13 protein-coding genes are annotated in these 16,815 nt (G+C 35.6%); 10 read left to right on the top strand and 3 right to left on the bottom strand.

Translation table 11 applies throughout. The features are described from left to right. Window positions 1-2: 2 nt before the first annotated feature. Window positions 3-947 carry a carbamate kinase gene (gene arcC / locus CAR_RS08805; protein WP_013711370.1) on the top strand — a complete coding sequence of 315 codons (945 nt, stop codon included), beginning with the start codon at window positions 3-5 and terminating at the stop codon, window positions 945-947. A gap of 72 nt (window positions 948-1,019) precedes the next feature. Here the strand turns inward: arcC and CAR_RS08800 are convergent, their stop codons facing one another. Then, complete coding sequence (locus tag CAR_RS08800) at window positions 1,020-2,648, bottom strand: PucR family transcriptional regulator (protein ID WP_013711369.1); 1,629 nt, start codon at window positions 2,646-2,648, stop codon at window positions 1,020-1,022. A 172-nt stretch (window positions 2,649-2,820) separates the two neighbouring features. On the opposite strand from CAR_RS08800, the gene CAR_RS08795 reads away from it, so the two are divergent. From CAR_RS08795 to CAR_RS08775, 5 genes are all read left to right on the top strand, one after another. Next, window positions 2,821-4,035: a pyridoxal-phosphate-dependent aminotransferase family protein gene (locus tag CAR_RS08795; protein ID WP_041556501.1), complete on the top strand. Its 1,215-nt coding sequence runs from the start codon at window positions 2,821-2,823 to the stop codon at window positions 4,033-4,035. Window positions 4,036-4,285: 250 nt separating this feature from the next. Next, window positions 4,286-5,548 carry an MFS transporter gene (locus CAR_RS08790; protein WP_041556499.1) on the top strand — a complete coding sequence of 421 codons (1,263 nt, stop codon included), beginning with the start codon at window positions 4,286-4,288 and terminating at the stop codon, window positions 5,546-5,548. 129 nt (window positions 5,549-5,677) lie between these two features. After that, entirely contained in the window at window positions 5,678-6,913 is a 1,236-nt protein-coding gene (locus tag CAR_RS08785; protein ID WP_013711366.1) for a dicarboxylate/amino acid:cation symporter, read from the top strand. A 241-nt stretch (window positions 6,914-7,154) separates the two neighbouring features. Further along, window positions 7,155-8,528 carry an allantoinase AllB gene (gene allB, locus CAR_RS08780; RefSeq protein ID WP_013711365.1) on the top strand — a complete coding sequence of 458 codons (1,374 nt, stop codon included), beginning with the start codon at window positions 7,155-7,157 and terminating at the stop codon, window positions 8,526-8,528. Window positions 8,529-8,726: 198 nt separating this feature from the next. Next, window positions 8,727-10,049, top strand: a complete 1,323-nt coding sequence (locus CAR_RS08775; RefSeq protein WP_013711364.1) for an FAD-dependent oxidoreductase — start codon at window positions 8,727-8,729, stop codon at window positions 10,047-10,049. Between the two features lie 207 nt (window positions 10,050-10,256). Here CAR_RS08775 and spx read toward each other — a convergent pair whose 3' ends face one another. Continuing rightward, window positions 10,257-10,661 carry a transcriptional regulator Spx gene (gene spx / locus CAR_RS08770; RefSeq protein ID WP_013711363.1) on the bottom strand — a complete coding sequence of 135 codons (405 nt, stop codon included), beginning with the start codon at window positions 10,659-10,661 and terminating at the stop codon, window positions 10,257-10,259. A 268-nt stretch (window positions 10,662-10,929) separates the two neighbouring features. Between spx and gcvT the strand changes: the two genes are divergently transcribed. Genes gcvT through gcvPB form a run of 4 tightly spaced genes read left to right on the top strand, consistent with a single transcriptional unit; the run spans window position 10,930 to window position 15,280 of the window. Then, complete coding sequence (gene gcvT / locus CAR_RS08765) at window positions 10,930-12,042, top strand: glycine cleavage system aminomethyltransferase GcvT (RefSeq protein WP_013711362.1); 1,113 nt, start codon at window positions 10,930-10,932, stop codon at window positions 12,040-12,042. Between the two features lie 31 nt (window positions 12,043-12,073). After that, entirely contained in the window at window positions 12,074-12,472 is a 399-nt protein-coding gene (gene gcvH, locus CAR_RS08760; RefSeq protein WP_013711361.1) for a glycine cleavage system protein GcvH, read from the top strand. Between the two features lie 4 nt (window positions 12,473-12,476). Continuing rightward, window positions 12,477-13,823: an aminomethyl-transferring glycine dehydrogenase subunit GcvPA gene (gcvPA, locus tag CAR_RS08755; protein ID WP_013711360.1), complete on the top strand. Its 1,347-nt coding sequence runs from the start codon at window positions 12,477-12,479 to the stop codon at window positions 13,821-13,823. Further along, entirely contained in the window at window positions 13,820-15,280 is a 1,461-nt protein-coding gene (gcvPB, locus tag CAR_RS08750; RefSeq protein WP_013711359.1) for an aminomethyl-transferring glycine dehydrogenase subunit GcvPB, read from the top strand. The genes gcvPA and gcvPB overlap by 4 nt, the downstream gene beginning before the upstream one ends. Window positions 15,281-15,394: 114 nt before the next feature. Here the strand turns inward: gcvPB and CAR_RS08745 are convergent, their stop codons facing one another. Then, window positions 15,395-16,759 (bottom strand): FAD-binding oxidoreductase, encoded by a 1,365-nt coding sequence (locus CAR_RS08745; RefSeq protein WP_013711358.1) that lies wholly within the window; start codon window positions 16,757-16,759, stop codon window positions 15,395-15,397. Between the last annotated feature and the right edge of the window lie 56 nt (window positions 16,760-16,815).

Genomic DNA, 16,815 nt, shown 5'->3' with positions numbered 1-16,815 from the left:
TAATGGCTAAACGTGTAGTGATCGCTTTGGGAGGAAATGCAATATTACGACCAAACCAAGAAGCGCTTTATGAAAACCAGTTAGAAAATGTGAAAACAAGTGCAGAATTGATTGCAGAAATTGATAAATTGGATTATGAAATCGTCTTGACTCATGGAAATGGTCCACAAGTTGGGAATATTCTTCGTCAAAATGAAGAAGCAAAAGACGTTGTGCCTCCATTTCCTTTAGATGTATGTACAGCAGAATCTCAAGGGTTTATAGGGTATATGATGGAGCAATCTCTAAAAAATGTATGGATCCAAAAAGGTCTAACCAGCAATATCGTTAATTTATTAACGCAAACAGAAGTTTCACCTGATGATGAAGCTTTTCAAAATCCAAACAAACCAATTGGTGTATTTTATTCTGTTGAAGAAGCCGAAAAAATGAAGAATGAAAAAGGTTGGACAATGATGGAAGATGCTGGTCGTGGATACAGAAGAGTCGTACCGTCGCCACAACCCTTAAAAGTACATGGTGTAGAGTCCATCCTTGCACTCTTAAAGCAAAATACAGTCGTTATTGCCGCTGGCGGAGGCGGAATCCCAGTAGTACTAGGTGAAGACAATCAGCTTAGAGGAATTGAGGCCGTTATTGATAAAGACCGCACAGGCAAAAAGTTAGCAGAACAAGTTGACGCCGATGTTTTTATGATGCTAACGGATGTACCAAACGTGTACATTAATTATGGGAAATCAAATCAAGAACGACTAGATGAAATTACTCTCGAAGAAGCTCAAAAACATTTAGCAGATGGTCAATTTGCTGCTGGGAGCATGGGTCCAAAAATGGAAGCAGCCATTGATTTTGCTAAAAAAGGGAAAACAAGTATTATTTGTTCACTTGAACAAGCTGCTGATGCTGTAAAAGGAAATGCCGGAACACGTATTGTGGGAATTAGTTAAAGAAAATTAAGACTAATTTGTTATAGAAAAAGAGGTGGAGACAAAAGTCTTCACCTCTTTATTTCTTAATGTCTAGTAATCCGTATCTTTCTGTGACAAAGAAAGAGCTAAACGTAAGCTCAAGCTAGTAGTTGGATCAGCAATAGGAGTACCAAGTATTGTTTCGCAATGATCGATGCGGTATTTGACCGTATTGCGATGGATGAATAATTTTTTAGCCGTTTTAGCAATTTCACATTGGAAATCAAGATAAGCTTGCAATGTTTTTCGCAACTCGATAAGCGAATCTTCTTTTGGATAAGCTAAATCCTTTAAAATCGTTTGACAAAAGTAGTGAACTTCTTCTGATTCTACACGTTCAAATAAATTGATCATTCCTCTGTGGTGGTAGTAATAAAAAGTAGGTTGATGATCCATGCTAGAAGATTCTTCATAAGCTAATTTTGCTTCGATATAAGAATTTCCAATCTTATCTACACTTTCATGTGCATTTCCAAATGAAAAAGCTAATTGTATTGGCAGTGCTTCACTGAGGTCATTTAGTGTGTCCTCCAGAATACTCTCTACATCTTCTTGTTTCTTTTGAAAGAGAATGGCTAGATGAGTCGTATTTTTTAATCGGAAAACAACGGTATCTCTAACAGCAGCAGGTAAGGTTTCATCTAACCATTGAGCAGCAAGATTTACCATCTCTTCTTGATAGGTAAAAGGAGTGCTACTACCAACTTTATTTATACAATTAACATAAACTACTTGATAGTAGTTAGAGCGATGCATACCAAATTTGCTTCCCAACTCAATCCAATCTTTTTGTTTAGGTTGAGTTGATTGTTGAGTTTCGACCAGCTCAGCAAAATAATCACTTTTTAGTATTTTTAAGGATTCGTCTACCTTTTCATTTTTAAAGATAATGAACGAGAGTACCAAACAAGCTTGATCAATAGCAAATTCAGATATAGGATAAGGAATTTGTTCAGGCCGTAAAATTAACAAGTAAAAAGGGAAATGGTTATTTGACTGAACAGGATAAACGGAAATTTGTGCTTCAATATCGTCTGTATCTTTAATTAAGAATGCATCTGTCTCGTTTGCTTTCCATTGTTGTTTTCGCTGAATAATTTGATTGACAAAATATTCAGCAGGTTTACTTGAATGACTGAAATGTTTTGAATGAGCAACAACTTTTCGAAATGGATCAAGCAAAATGACAGGGGTTTTAACTAATTTACCAAATTCTGCAATGAAACGAGCATAGCTTGCATCATTCATTAAAAGAGTGGAAAACCGCTTTTGAATATCTAAAGCATATGAAAGTTGCTCAGTTTTTGTATTCCATATATAATTTAATAATTGATGCAATAGAGAACCCAAAGGAACAGTGTTTGGGATTTGGATAATCGGAAAGCTGAGTTCATTTGCATAGTCTAAAACAGATTGATCGATTTTATCTATAAAGCGACCCACTTTAATACCTAAACCAGCAGAATTTGCTCGTTTAAGAGAGTCAATTAAAGGAATAAGCTGAGTCTGATTATCTTTATAAATCATGGCTGTTGTAAGAATAAACGCGTTCTCAGGGATGTAAAATGCAACATCAGGCGTTTCGGTAATTTCTATGCTATCAACCTTATGTTCAAGATGGTTGATAGACGTTAACGATTTTAAAGTTGAAAAGCGGGGAACATCTAATAAATCTTTCATGATAATCACAAAATCACCTCTTGTCTTTAGTTTAAAGGAAAGAAGCGTTTACAGCAATTGTTTGTGCATTGAAAACAACTTACTTGGAAAATTAGTTGAATTGCCCAATGAAGTTTTGTTCTAGTTTGGTATTATAGTCTAGAGATAATATAAAATAATGGGAGGCAGTTATATGTATAATGAATTGAATACACCTATTCGCACAATAATGACCCCAGGACCTGTGGAAGTACACCCGCGAGTAAGACAAGCGATGAGTACACCGATTCTAGGACAATTTGATCCAGTATTTTTGAAAATTATGAATGAAGTTAGAGAAATGATCAAGGTACCTTTTGGAACAAAAAATAAACAAGCTTTTGCTATCGATGGAACTTCCAGATCAGGTTTGGAAGCAGCTTTAATTGGGCTGATTGAACCTGGTGATAAAGTGTTAATACCCGCTTACGGTCGTTTTGCCTATTTATTAGGTGAAATTTGTGAACGTGCAAAAGCAGATATTGTATATATAGAAAAAGAATGGGACAGTGCGTTTGAGCAAGTTGAGATTATTGAAGCTATTGCTAAGCATCAACCAAAAATTGTTGCCATGGTTCATGGTGAAACGGCTAATGGACAAATACAAGCTCTAGACCAAATTGGTGCCTATTGTCAAAAAGAAGGTATTTTCCTCGTAGTTGATACAGTTGCGACTTATGGTGGAGTTCCTGTAAAAGTAGATGAATGGGGAATTGATATTGCGATTGCCGGAACACAAAAATGTGTCGGTGTACCTGCTGGCCTTTCATTGATCACTTATAATGATCGTGTGGAGAAAGTATTGACTGCTCGTTATCAAAAAGAATTAGGATTAAGTAAAGACTTTCGTAATGAAAGACATATCAGCAGTAATTACCTTGATTTGAGCCAATTGCAACGCTATTGGGACGGAAATCGGATCAATCATCATACTGAAGCGACAAGCATGATTTACGCTTTGCATGAAGGATTACGTATGATGTTACAAGAAGGCATTGAAAATGGCTATGAAAGACATCAATTAAATGATAAAGCTATTCAAGCTGGAATAAAAGCTATGGGGTTAAAATTATACGGTGACCTTGAAAGTAAAATGGCAACTGTGACTCCAATTATTATACCTAATGGGATAGATGGTGAGGCTGTGAAAAATACATTGTTAGAATTATTCGGTGTAGAAATTGCCTCTTCTTTTGGACCGTTGAATGGTAAGATATGGCGATTCGGAAATATGGGATTCAGCAGTCGCAGGGAAAATGTTCTACATGTATTAGGTGCATTTGAAGCAACACTCTTACACTATGGAGCTGATATTCAAACTGGAAAAGCTGTACAAGCTGCATTAGAAGTTTATCTTTCAGAAAAATAACTAATAAAAAACAACTATAAGATTTGTTTATAGTTGTTTTTTTATTAGTTTCTTAAATGACCTTTTTTTGTGTAGTTAGCACAAGTAAATCCATCTCTTTGTGAAAAATGCCAATGATTAGAAAAGTAATAACGCTTACAATTGAGTTATCAAACAAGTTAGAAGGGAGATAAATAGTTTTTATAGCACTTATTGATTATATATAATAGAAATTAAATTTTTGTTAGAAAGAAATGGAGGAGGATTTACAATGGAAAAAACGGAGACTACCGCTAAAAGTGGAATGGAATACTGGAAGAAAATAATTATTTTACTATGTGCTGGGTGGGTAGCTATTTGGATCTATCGTGCAGCTTTAACGCCTTTATACCCACAGATAAATCAATCCTTAGGTGGAAATATTTCAGATACAGCGTTAGGATCTATCTCAAGTTTTTATTTTATGGGATATGTTTCAATGCAGATTCCAGCAGGTTTTTTAGTAGATAAAATAGGGAAGAAAAAAGTTTTGATTCCAGGATTCATTTTATTTGCGATAGCAGCATTCCTTGTTGCACAAGCATCAAGTTTAACAATGATTTATGTGGGTAGTTTGTTAGCTGGTGTTGGTACAGGTTCATTCTACGGAGCTGCATATTCTTTGACTGCACAAAATATTCCTGCAAACAAAAAAAGTTTTTCAACAGCTATTGTCAATAGTGGTTCAGCGGTAGGGTCTGGTTTAGGAATGATTTTATCCAGTTACTTAGTTGTTCAGTTAAAAATGCCTTGGCAGACTATGATGTATCTTTCTATTGTACTAATAGTATTTATGATTATAGCTTTTGCTTCTGTGATTAGAAGCAGCAAATTAGAAAAAGAGTATTTAGTTGAAGCAACTGTTCAAGAAAAAGTAAAAATTCCAAAAGAAAAAGTCTCATTAAAAACTTTGTTAGCTCCACGTATGCTGTTCTCATATATCTTATATTTTGCAACTTGTTATGCTTACTACATGACGGTTACTTGGTTACCGAATTTTCTAGCAACTGAACGTGGTTTTGAAGGAGCAGCAATTGGATTTTCTTCTTCATTAGTTGCATTTGCTTCAATTCCAGGAGCATTAATGTTTAGTAAATTAGCAGACAAATATATGACACATAAAGTTAAATTTATTGTAATACTTGAGTTACTAGCAGCAGGAATGTTATTGTTGACAGTACAAGCTACAAATTCAACCTTTTTATTAATTTCATTAATTATGTATGGTTTTTTAGGGAAATTAGCAGTAGAACCAATAATTATCTCATGGCTTGGTGAAAATGCTCCATCTGTAGGGATTGGAACAACTCTTGGAGTCTTTAACTTCTTTGGAATGATGTCATCTGTAGTTGCTCCAGCTTTGACCGGTTTGATCTCGGATAATACTGGTTCAAAAGTATTAGGGTTTTATATTTCAGTAGGCTTACTAGTTATTGGAGCGTTATTATTCTTAATGGCCAATTTATCAAAAAAGCAAAGTACAATTAAACAATAACTTATTCTTTTAAAAATTCTAAAGGTGTTAGTGATTTCCGCACTAACACCTTTAGTTTTATAGTATTATTTTTGGTAACGCTAACAAAAGGAATTGCATCCTACTGGATAATATAAGAGGTGATTAATTATGGCAATAGTAAAAAAAATTAACATGACAAATCAAATTATGATAGCAATGGTATTAGGTATAGGTGTTGGACTTGCAGTAGGGCCATCTATTGAACCGATAAAAATTTTTGGAGATATTTTTCTTAATTTAATCCAAATGTCTGTTGTAGTATTGGTTATGGGAGCTGTAATAGAAGCAGTCGGAGATTTAAATGCCAAAGGACTAGGGAAACTAGGATTGAAAATGGCGATTTGGTTTATGGCTTCTACTTTTTTAGCAGCTGCACTTGGTATTATTTTAGGATATCTTATACAACCTGGAACTGGAGTAGAAGCTCAACTTAGTGGCACAGTAGTAGAAACCAGTAATAGCAGTTTAAGTGAAATCATTTTAGGCTTTTTTCCTACAAATATCATTGAGTCTATGGCTAATGCAAATATGATTCAAGTAATCGTGTTTGCAGTTTTATTTGGACTTTCAATTAGTATTGTTTCTACGAAAATGGATGTCTCGATTTTAAAGACAGGTATCAAACAGTTTAATGTTATTATTTTACAAATTGTTAAAATGATCATGGTAATTGCACCTTTAGGAATATTTTCTTTGCTTGCATGGGTAACGGGAACAATTGGAATAGCTGTAATCATTCCTTTAATTAAATTTTTAGCGGCGATGGCTATAGGCACGATTGTATTTCTAATTTTATGGATCATTATAACTGCAGCATATGTTAAAGTTAATCCTTTAACATTAGGGAAAAAATTATCGAATATGACTCTTGTTGCATTTACGACGACTTCTTCAGCAATCGCCTTGCCTACAAAAATGGAAGATCAAGAAACGAAATTGGGTATTAGTAAAAGAATTTCTAGACTGGTAGGTCCACTTGGAATGGCTTTAAATAGTAATGGACTAGCTCTTTATTTATCTTTAGCCGCTATTACTTTAGCTCAGTTTTATGAAGTGCACTTTACATTGACGGATATGCTACAAATAGTAGTTCTTTCAACTCTAGCTTGTCTTGGAACTGTCGTTGTACCAGGTGGTGGACTTGTTGCGTTAGCCATAGTTATACCATCGCTAGGTTTACCTACTGAAAGCATTGCTTTATTGGCAGGGATCGATTGGTTCTCTGGAATGTTCCGTACAGTACTGAATGTTGATGCAGATGCCACAATTGCAATGATTCTTGCTTATGACGAAAATGAATTAGATTATTCCATATTTAATGAAGAAAAAGTAAAAGAACTGTAAGACTGGTTTCTTATTAATGGATGTTAGTGGATAAAATCACTGACATCTATTTTTATTTATAAATAAAACTCTTGCAGAAGCAACTAACCTCTTTATCAAAAGCTCATTGAAAGATTTTGTAAGACAGATAAATTAAGTCGTTCATGATACACTTAAATTAGAATGGTGACTAAATGTGAGTTAAATAAGTCAACACACTACGTTGATTTAATAAAGAACAGCTATTAGGAGGAATTGATTTATGAGATATGATTTGATTATAAAAAATGGTTTAGTTATTTTAGATGAAGGTGAAGTGAAAATTAATGTGGCGGTAAAAGATGGGAAAATAAGTGCGATAGGTACTGATTTAGGAGAAGCTGTAGAAGTAATTGATGCTAAGGGACTTGTTGTAAGTCCAGGTATGTTAGATGCTCACGTTCATATCACAGACCCAGGTGGTAGTTACCGTGATGATTGGGAAGGATATTTAACTGGAACAAAAGCAAGCGCTAAAGGTGGCGTAACTTCTTTTATGGAGATGCCTTTAAATCAACTTCCAGCAACTGTAGATCAAAAATCATTACAAATAAAATTAGATGCCGGCGTTGATCGATTAACAGTTGACGTTGCTTCATTTGGTGGTTTGGTGCCGTTTAACTTAGAAAATGGGATTCAAGAATTACACGATGGTGGAGTTGCAGCTTATAAATGTTTTATGGCAACTTGTGGAGACCGTTCAATTGAAGGAGATTTCATGAATTCAGATGATTACACGCTTTATGAAGGAATGAGACAAATTGCTAGAACAGGTAAAGTATTAGCAATCCATGCAGAAAATGCCACAATTACAGATAGATTAGGTGAAATTGCCTATCAAAATGGTGAAACAACCTTAAAGGCTTATGCTAAAACTCGTCCAGTCTTTGCTGAAGTTGAAGCTATCAGACGTGCCATTTTTTTTGCTAAAGAAACAGGCTGTCGTATCCACATTTGTCATATTGCTTGTCCAGAAGGTGTGGAGGAAGTAACACGTGCACGTAAAGAGGGCATAGATGTGACGTGTGAAACGTGTACACATTATTTATATTTTGATGTAGACGAGCTAGATGCTATTGGACCAATTGCGAAATGTTCACCGCCAATCCGTGATGAAGAAAACCAAAAAGGTATGTGGGAAAAATTAGTAGCAGGAGAGATTGATTTTGTTACATCAGACCATTCTCCATGTACACCAGATTTAAAAGATACAGAAAATGCTTTTGAAGCTTGGGGCGGTATTGCAGGAGTTCAAAATAATGTGGATATTTTATATGATGAAGCGGTTCAAAAGCGTGGGATGTCATTGAAACAATTTGCTAATATCATTGCTGCCAATCCTGCAGATCGTTATGACTTAAATACAAAGGGACGAATTGCCATAGGTAAAGATGCAGACTTTGTTTTCATCAAACCAAACGCTCCTTATACTTTAAAAACAGAAGATTTAGAGTACAAAAATAAAATCAGTCCATATGTTGGTCGTGAAATTGGGGCTCAAGTAGCACGTACCATTTTAAGAGGTCAAACAGTATATAGTCTTGAGGAAGGGGTTGTCGATGCTAGACCTGGCAAATTTATATTTGTTAAACAATAAGGAGTAATAAATAGAAATCTGTTATTGTCCTTCTTTAACAGGATTGATTTCAGATGCAATAGAATCAAAGTATATGTCTTTTATCTTTCAGTAAAAATTTTAGTAGGCTAATCAATTTTTACTTTTCATCTAGAATGTTATACTAAATTTATATTAGGAAAACGAATACAACTAAGGTTAGAAAGGAACGGTGTTATTTTGAAAAAGTATGATGCGATTATTATTGGATTTGGACAAGGTGCTCGTACCTTGGCAACTAAGTTAACAACGAATGAATGGAAAGTAGCATTGATTGAGAAAAATGAATTGATGTATGGTGGTTCTTGTGTAAACATCGGTTGTATCCCTACAAAAATTTTAGAACACGATGCCAGAGAACAAAAAGATTATACTACGGCATTAAAACGGAAAAATGAAGTGACCCAAAGAAATCGAAACACAGAGTTTACAAGCATGCAAAAAAATGAACGGGTTGATTTATACACCGGAACAGGTTCATTTAAATCGAATCATGTCATAACTGTCGATTTAGGCGATAAAAAGGAAGAACTTGAAGCAGAATATATTTTCATTGATACTGGTTCAGAAAGCAATTATCCGCCTATTGAAGGGCTAAAAGAGACCAAGAAAATCTATAATAGCACAGAGCTCCAATCATTACCGGAAGTACCTAAAAACTTAGGTATTATTGGTGCAGGGAATATCGGTTTGGAATTTGCTTCTATCTATGAAATGTTTGGGTCGAAAGTAACTCTTTTCGAAACGGGCGAACAATTTATGCCAAAAGAAGAACGCGAAGTAGCAGAAGCTGTCCAAAAAGTTATGACAGATAAATCGATTGATATACAACTAAACGCAAGAGTAAATAAACTCTCAAACGAAAACGAACAAGTTAAGATCGAAACAGAGGAAAATGAATCCTTTTTATTTGATGCTGTTCTAATTGCGACAGGGCGAAAACCTAATACGGCTTATTTAAATCTAGATGATACAGATATTGTAATTGATGAAAAAGGCGGAATCGAAGTCAACGACTATTTAGAAACCGCTGTAGAGAATGTTTTTGCTTTAGGAGACGTTAGAGGAGGCTACCAATTTACGTACATCACCATTAATGATGCGAAACTCATTGCTGATTATGTATTAGGCAAAGGTAACCGGAAACGCTCTGAGCGCCAACATGTTCCTTATTCCATTTTTATGGAACCCTCATTTGCTCGAGTTGGTTTAACTGAAACAGAAGCAACAGAGCAAGGGTATCAAGTCATTACTAACACTGCTCCAGTTAGCGGAACAACTCGCTCAGATGTTATTAATGATACTAGAGGATTGTATAAAGCTGTTATCAATAAAGAAACAGACGAGATTTTAGGAGTCACCCTTTTCGGTGATCAAGCGCATGAATTGGTCAATCAAGTTAAGATGGCAATGGATAACCATATTCCGTACACCTATTTGAGAGATCAGGTTATTACTCATCCTGTTATGTCTGAGATTTTTAATACTTTATTTGATCTATAAAGATAAAAAATTTCTTTTCACTTTAAATAGTGAAGAGATTTTTTTATCTATAAAATCCGCTAAATTTCTCTTGGATAATTAACTATGTACAAATGAATAATCTGTCCAAGAAACAGAAAAAGTGGGTAAGTTCTGCGAATTTCCGCATAAACTTATCCACTAAGAGAAATGACAAACCAAATACTTTTATAGTTTGTTTCATGGTCATTAGTAATTAACTGGTAATTGGTCGTGTAATTTTGATAATTCAAGTTTTCTAATTTCCCTAGGCAAAAAGCAACGGATGTCTTCTTCGTTATAACCGACGAGTAACCGTTTATTATCGACAAGAATAGGACGACGCATAATACCCGGATGTTGCTGAATGAGTTTCAACACTCTTCCTAAAGGCATTTCTTCTATGTTGATATTCAATTCTCTGAAAGCTTGAGAACGTTGCGAGATGATTTCATTTGTTCCATTTTCCGTTAGTTGCAAAATAGCTCTCAATTCCTCATCCGTTATTTTTTCAGTGAATACATTCTTTTCAGTAAATGGAATGTCATGTTCTTCTAACCATGATCGGGCTTTGCGACAAGAGGTACAACTAGCAGACGAATATAACGTAATCATGTGTAACCCTCCTTCTCAATTTCATTGAATAGTAGTATACTGTATCAATAAACGCAAACGTTTTCAATCAAAAGCTTAAGTGAAATGCTCTTAAAAAGCAATCATTTTGCCTACAGTGAAATAGATGAATAATTCATTATTTTTAACAAAGTGGATTAGGGTCTATGAAAGAGTTTGTTAAAATGGTAAATTTAATTTATTAGGTCTATTAAAAGTGATCGACAACAGAATTGAGTGCAGCATAATATGATAGAATGAGGGAGATAAAATGGGAAAAGAATTGAAAAGAACGCCTTTATTCAATTATTATAAAGAGAATGATATTAAATTAATAGATTTTGGAGGTTGGGCTTTACCTATTCAGTTTTCCAGTATAACAGATGAACATAAAAGCGTACGTGAAAAAGCTGGTTTATTTGATGTCTCACATATGGGGGAGATCCTCGTAAAAGGAACAGGATCCGAAGGGTTTCTTAATCATTTATTAACGAATGATGTTTCAAAACTCACAGTTGGTCAAGCACAATACAACGCCATAGTATATGAGAATGGTGGTACAATTGATGATTTAATTATTTTTAAATTAGATAAACTAGGATACTTAGTAACTCCTAATGCTTCGAACACAGAAAAAGTTTTTCAATGGATGAAAAAAGAAATAGTCGAAGATGTTATTTTGGAAAATAGGTCTGAGGATATTGGATTGATTGCACTTCAAGGGCCATATGCTGAGCGGATTTTGCAAAAACTAGCAGATGATGATTTAAGTAAACTTAAACCGTTCCATTTTTTTCAGCATGTTGCTTTAAAAGATATTACGTCGGTACTGATTTCTCGCACAGGGTATACTGGAGAAGATGGTTTTGAACTGTATTTAGAAACGGATGAAACTGAGAAATTATGGCATCTCATATTAGAAGCCGGTATGGAAGAAGGTTTAAAAACTTGCGGATTGGGTGCTCGTGACACTTTGCGTTTAGAAGCGAGTTTATCTTTATATGGAAATGAACTATCAGATGAGATTTCCCCTCTTCAAGGAGGAATTGGATTTGCTGTTAAGACTAAAAAAGAAGCTGATTTTATTGGTAAGGCGGCTTTAACAGCTCAACTAAAAAATGGAGTGGACAAAAAAATAAAAGGTCTTGAACTCATTGGAAAAGGCATTGCACGACATGGATACAAAGTGTTTGATGAGGGTGGTTCAGAAATAGGGGTAATCACTTCAGGAACAAAATCTCCAACACTTAGCAATAGTATTGCATTAGCTTTATTGTCTACAAGTGGCAATGAAGTTGGGACAAAAGTGAAGATTGAGATCCGTAATAAATTGGTGGATGCTGTAATCGTGCAACTACCGTTTTATAAAAGAGAAATCGATTAAAAAAGAATGAAGGATAAGGAGTGTTTTAATCATGAAAGAAAATAGATTATACAGCAAGGAACATGAATGGATTTTACCATTAGGGGAAGATGCAGTACGTGTAGGGATTACAGATTATGCTGTTAAACAACTTGGAGATGTTGTTTATGTAGAAGTACCAGAAGTGGATGCGGAAGTTTCAATTGGTAGTGAAATGGGCACGGTAGAATCCATCAAATCAGCTTCAGAGATTTTTGCGCCAGTCACAGGAATTATTCTAGCAGTTAACGAAGAATTAGAAGATGCTCCAGAATTAGTGAATGCTTCTCCTTTTGAAGAAGGTTGGTTTGCTGAAATCCAATTAGAAAACCCAGTTGAATTAGAGGGGTTATTAAGCGAAGAAAATTACCAAGCCTATGTTGCAGAACTGGTAATTGAAGAGGAGGCATAAGCGATTGAATGAATTTAGATACCTGCCTGATACTGAGCAAGATCAAAAAGATATGTTAGATTTTTTAGAAATTAAGTCTGTTAAAAAATTGTTTTCAGATATTCCGACACACATCACCTTAAACGAAAATTTAGCCATTCCATCTGCTCTTCATGAATCGGGGCTAACAAAAAAGATGAGGAAGTTAGCAGCTAAAAATGCTACTGCACATGAGTACAGCCTCTTTTTAGGAGCAGGAACATATGACCATTACATTCCAAGTGTAGTAGACCATGTGATTTCACGTTCTGAGTTTTATACGGCCTATACGCCTTATCAAGCAGAAGCTAGCCAAGGAGAACTTCAAGCGTTATTTGAATTTCAATCAATGGTGTGCGAATTGACCGGTATGGATGCAGCAAATTCTTCTTTGTATGATGGATTTACTTCACTGGGAGAAGCTGCAACGTTAGCTATTGGAGCTACAAAGCGTTCTAAAATTCTTATCTCTAGAGCTGTTCACCCTCAAGGGAGAGAAATTTTGCAAACTGTTGCAAAGGGTCAAGAATATCAAGTTGAAGAAATTAGTTTACTTAATGACAGCACTAATTTGTCTTTATTAGCAGAACAACTAGATCATGAAACAGCAGCAGTTGTTGTTCAATATCCTAATTTTTTTGGTTCAGTTGAGGATTTGGCGGCAATTAAAGAACTGGCAGCAGCAAAAAAAGCTTTACTTATTGTTATGGCAAATCCTTTAGCTCTAGCCTTACTAGAATCACCTGGCAAGTTAGGAGCGGATATTGTTGTGGGAGACATGCAACCCATGGGATTAGCCATGAACTTTGGCGGACCACATTGCGGTTATTTTGCAGTTAAGAAGAAATATATGCGTAAAATCCCCGGACGTATCGTTGGTCAAACTACGGATACTGATGGGAAGCGTGGTTTTGTTTTAACTCTTCAAGCACGTGAACAACATATTCGGCGTGAAAAAGCGACTTCCTATATGAGTTCAAATCAAGCATTAAATGCTTTAGCGTCATCTGTTTTTATGTCTGCTTTAGGTAAAGAAGGCTTACAAAAGATGGCTCAACTCAATGTTGAAAAAGCAGCTTACATGGCGAAACAATTGGAGAGTAAAGGTTTCTCAATAAAGAATAAAGCAGCCTTTTTCAATGAATTTATTATTCAGCTGAATAAACCAGTCGGAGCAACCAATCGGGAATTACTTGAAAAAGGCTTTATTGGTGGATATGATCTGGGGCCTGATTATGGCTGGGAGAATGAAGTCTTAATAGCCGTTACGGAGCAACGTACAAAAGAGGAAATCGATCAGTTTATTGAAGCACTGGAGGGGATGACTAAATGACGGAATACAATGAATTGATTTTTGAAATAAGTCACCCCGGACGTACTGCTTCTAGCCTTCCCGAAAGTGATGTTCCTTCAATTGATTTGATGGATAAGTTTCCGGAACACTTGATTCGCCAAGAGCCAGCCGAATTGCCAGAAGTATCAGAACCTCAATTGATGAGGCATTACACTTCTTTATCAACGAAAAACTTTGGTGTGGATAATGGCTTTTACCCACTGGGTTCATGTACGATGAAATACAATCCAAAAATTAATGAAGACGTCGCTCGTTATGACGGATTCGCAGCGATCCATCCGTTTCAACCGATTGAAACAGTCCAAGGAGCTTTTCAGTTACTTTATGAATTACAAGAAGATCTGCAAGTTATATCAGGTATGGATGCCATTACTTTGCAACCAGCTGCTGGTGCTCAAGGGGAATGGACGGGTTTAATGATGATGAAGGGCTATCACACTAAAAAGGGTGATGAAGCAACTAGAACGAAGGTTTTAGTTCCAGATTCTGCTCATGGAACCAATCCTGCTAGTGCTCATGCTGCCGGTTTTGATGTAGTCGAAATCCCGTCTAATTCGAATGGAACAGTGGATTTAGTCGAACTAAAGAAACAAGTTGGCGACGATACTGCTGGGCTGATGTTGACCAATCCGAATACATTAGGTATTTTTGAGAAAGACATTATCGAGATGGCTGAAATTGTTCATCAAGCGGGTGGACTTGTTTATTATGATGGAGCAAATTTGAATGCTATTTTAGGTCAGACAACTCCAGGAATGATGGGATTTGATATTGTCCATTTGAATCTACATAAATCCTTTAGTACTCCACATGGAGGAGGAGGTCCGGGTTCTGGTCCAGTAGGGGTCAAAGAATTTTTAATTCCTTATTTACCGATCCCACGAATTGAAAAACAAGAAGGTCAGTACGTCTTAAATACGGACTATCCTGATTCTATTGGTCGAGTAAAAGGATATTATGGAAATTTTGGGGTTAATGTTCGTGCGTATACGTATATACGCACGATGGGTCCTGAAGGATTAAGACAAGTATCCGAAAGTGCCGTATTGCATGCCAATTATTTGCGTAAAAAATTAGAACCTCATTACGATACACCTTATACTCAATACAGCAAACATGAATTTGTTTTATCCGGGTCAAGGCAAAAAAAACTTGGGGTTCCAACGACTAGTATTGCAAAACGGATTCTTGATTTTGGTTATTACGCTCCAACGGTTTATTTCCCTTTGATTGTGGAAGAAGCATTAATGATTGAACCAACGGAAACGGAAACAAAAGAGACGTTAGATGCATTTGCAGATGCACTGATTCAAATTGCTAAAGAAGTTGAAGAAACACCAGAGTTAGTGTTAACAGCACCGCATACAACTTTTGTAAAACGGTTAGATGAAGTGAAAGCTGCAAGACAGCTAATTGTTAAGTACTCAAAGGAATAGAATAAAAAAACAACCCAACCTCGTAAAATTACGAAATTGGGTTGTTTTGTTTTAAAACCAAACTTAATGGTCTATAGATATATGGACCGATACATTTTTTATACTACTAACGATTTACATCACTTTTGTTGGATTCAAACGTCCGTCTGGATCAAAAACTTGTTTGATTTTACGCATGTAAGTTAAATAATTTGGATCAGTCATTTTAGCAAGATAAGGTTTTTTGATAATTCCGATACCATGTTCTGCAGAAGGCAGTCCACCAAGTTCTTTAATTTTTGCATACATTTTTGTCAACACATCATCACGTTTCGTTTCCCACTCTTCTTGACTTTCTATCGTTCCACGAGCAACACAAGTGTGAAGATTTCCATCCCCAGCATGTCCAAAACTAATCATGCTTAGCCCACTTTCAGCTTCTAATTGTTTTGTATATTGGTAAAGTACAGAAAGTTGATTGATAGGAACCGTTTCATCCATTGTTACTTGTTCAGTATAATTTACAACTGCTGTTAACAAAGAATCACGTAATGCCCATGCCGTTTTCTCTAGCTCAGGTGTGTCTAGAATAACGATCTCTAAAACATTGTGAGGCTGAACACTTTTTTCAAGCAGTAGAACACGATTCATAATCGCTTCTATGTTGTCGCCATCTAATGTCATTAAAAGATACGATTCTCCTTGTTGACTAGGAAAAAGGAACCCATTTTCTTTTTCACTCAAGTGGATTGTTTCTCTTTCAAAAAATTCAAGAGCAGTTGGATCAACTCCATTTTGAAGAATTGATAAAACCGCATCCGTCGACTCTTTAAGAGTGGGAAAAGCAACAATAAGGGATAAACTAGCTTTAGGTAATGGAATGACCTTTAACTTGATTTGAGTAGTAATCCCAAGTGTTCCTTCAGATCCAATAAATAAATCTTTTAAATCATAACCAGAACTATTTTTGATATTTACGCTGCCTAAAGTCAATTCTTCACCAGTTGCTAAAACGACATCTAATTGACGAACATAATCTCTTGTTACGCCATACTTAACAGCACGCATGCCACCAGCATTTGTAGCAATATTCCCACCAATGGAAGAATTTTTTGAGCCAGGATCAGGTGGATAGAAGAAACCTTTACTTTCGACGAACTCCTGGATTTCATGAAGCAATACACCAGGTTCAACGGTTAAGGTCAATGTTTCTAAATCTAAATCAATGATTTGGTTCATTAGGTGTAAATCAATAATCAATTCATTTTGAACTGGAGCAGTTGCACCAGATAATCCTGTACCTGCTCCACGAGCAATAATAGCTAAATTTTCTTGATTAGCAAATTTAACTAACGCAATAACTTCAGCTTTTGTTTTAGGCAATGCAACGCCATAAACGCTCTTTGCACGACCTACATATTCATCAAATAAATATTTTTCAGGAACTTCTTTACCTTCAAAAATACGGGTTGAGTCGTTAATGATCTCTTTTAATGACATAAAAAATCTCCTTTTTGAGTATAAATTAGATAAGTATTTTAGTTCTTACATTAATT

This window comes from Carnobacterium sp. 17-4 (assembly GCF_000195575.1).
In the GTDB taxonomy this organism is placed as follows: Bacteria; Bacillota; Bacilli; order Lactobacillales; family Carnobacteriaceae; genus Carnobacterium_B.
Note: the sequence above shows the minus strand (reverse complement) of the source record. Positions and strands in the feature narration are given on the sequence as shown.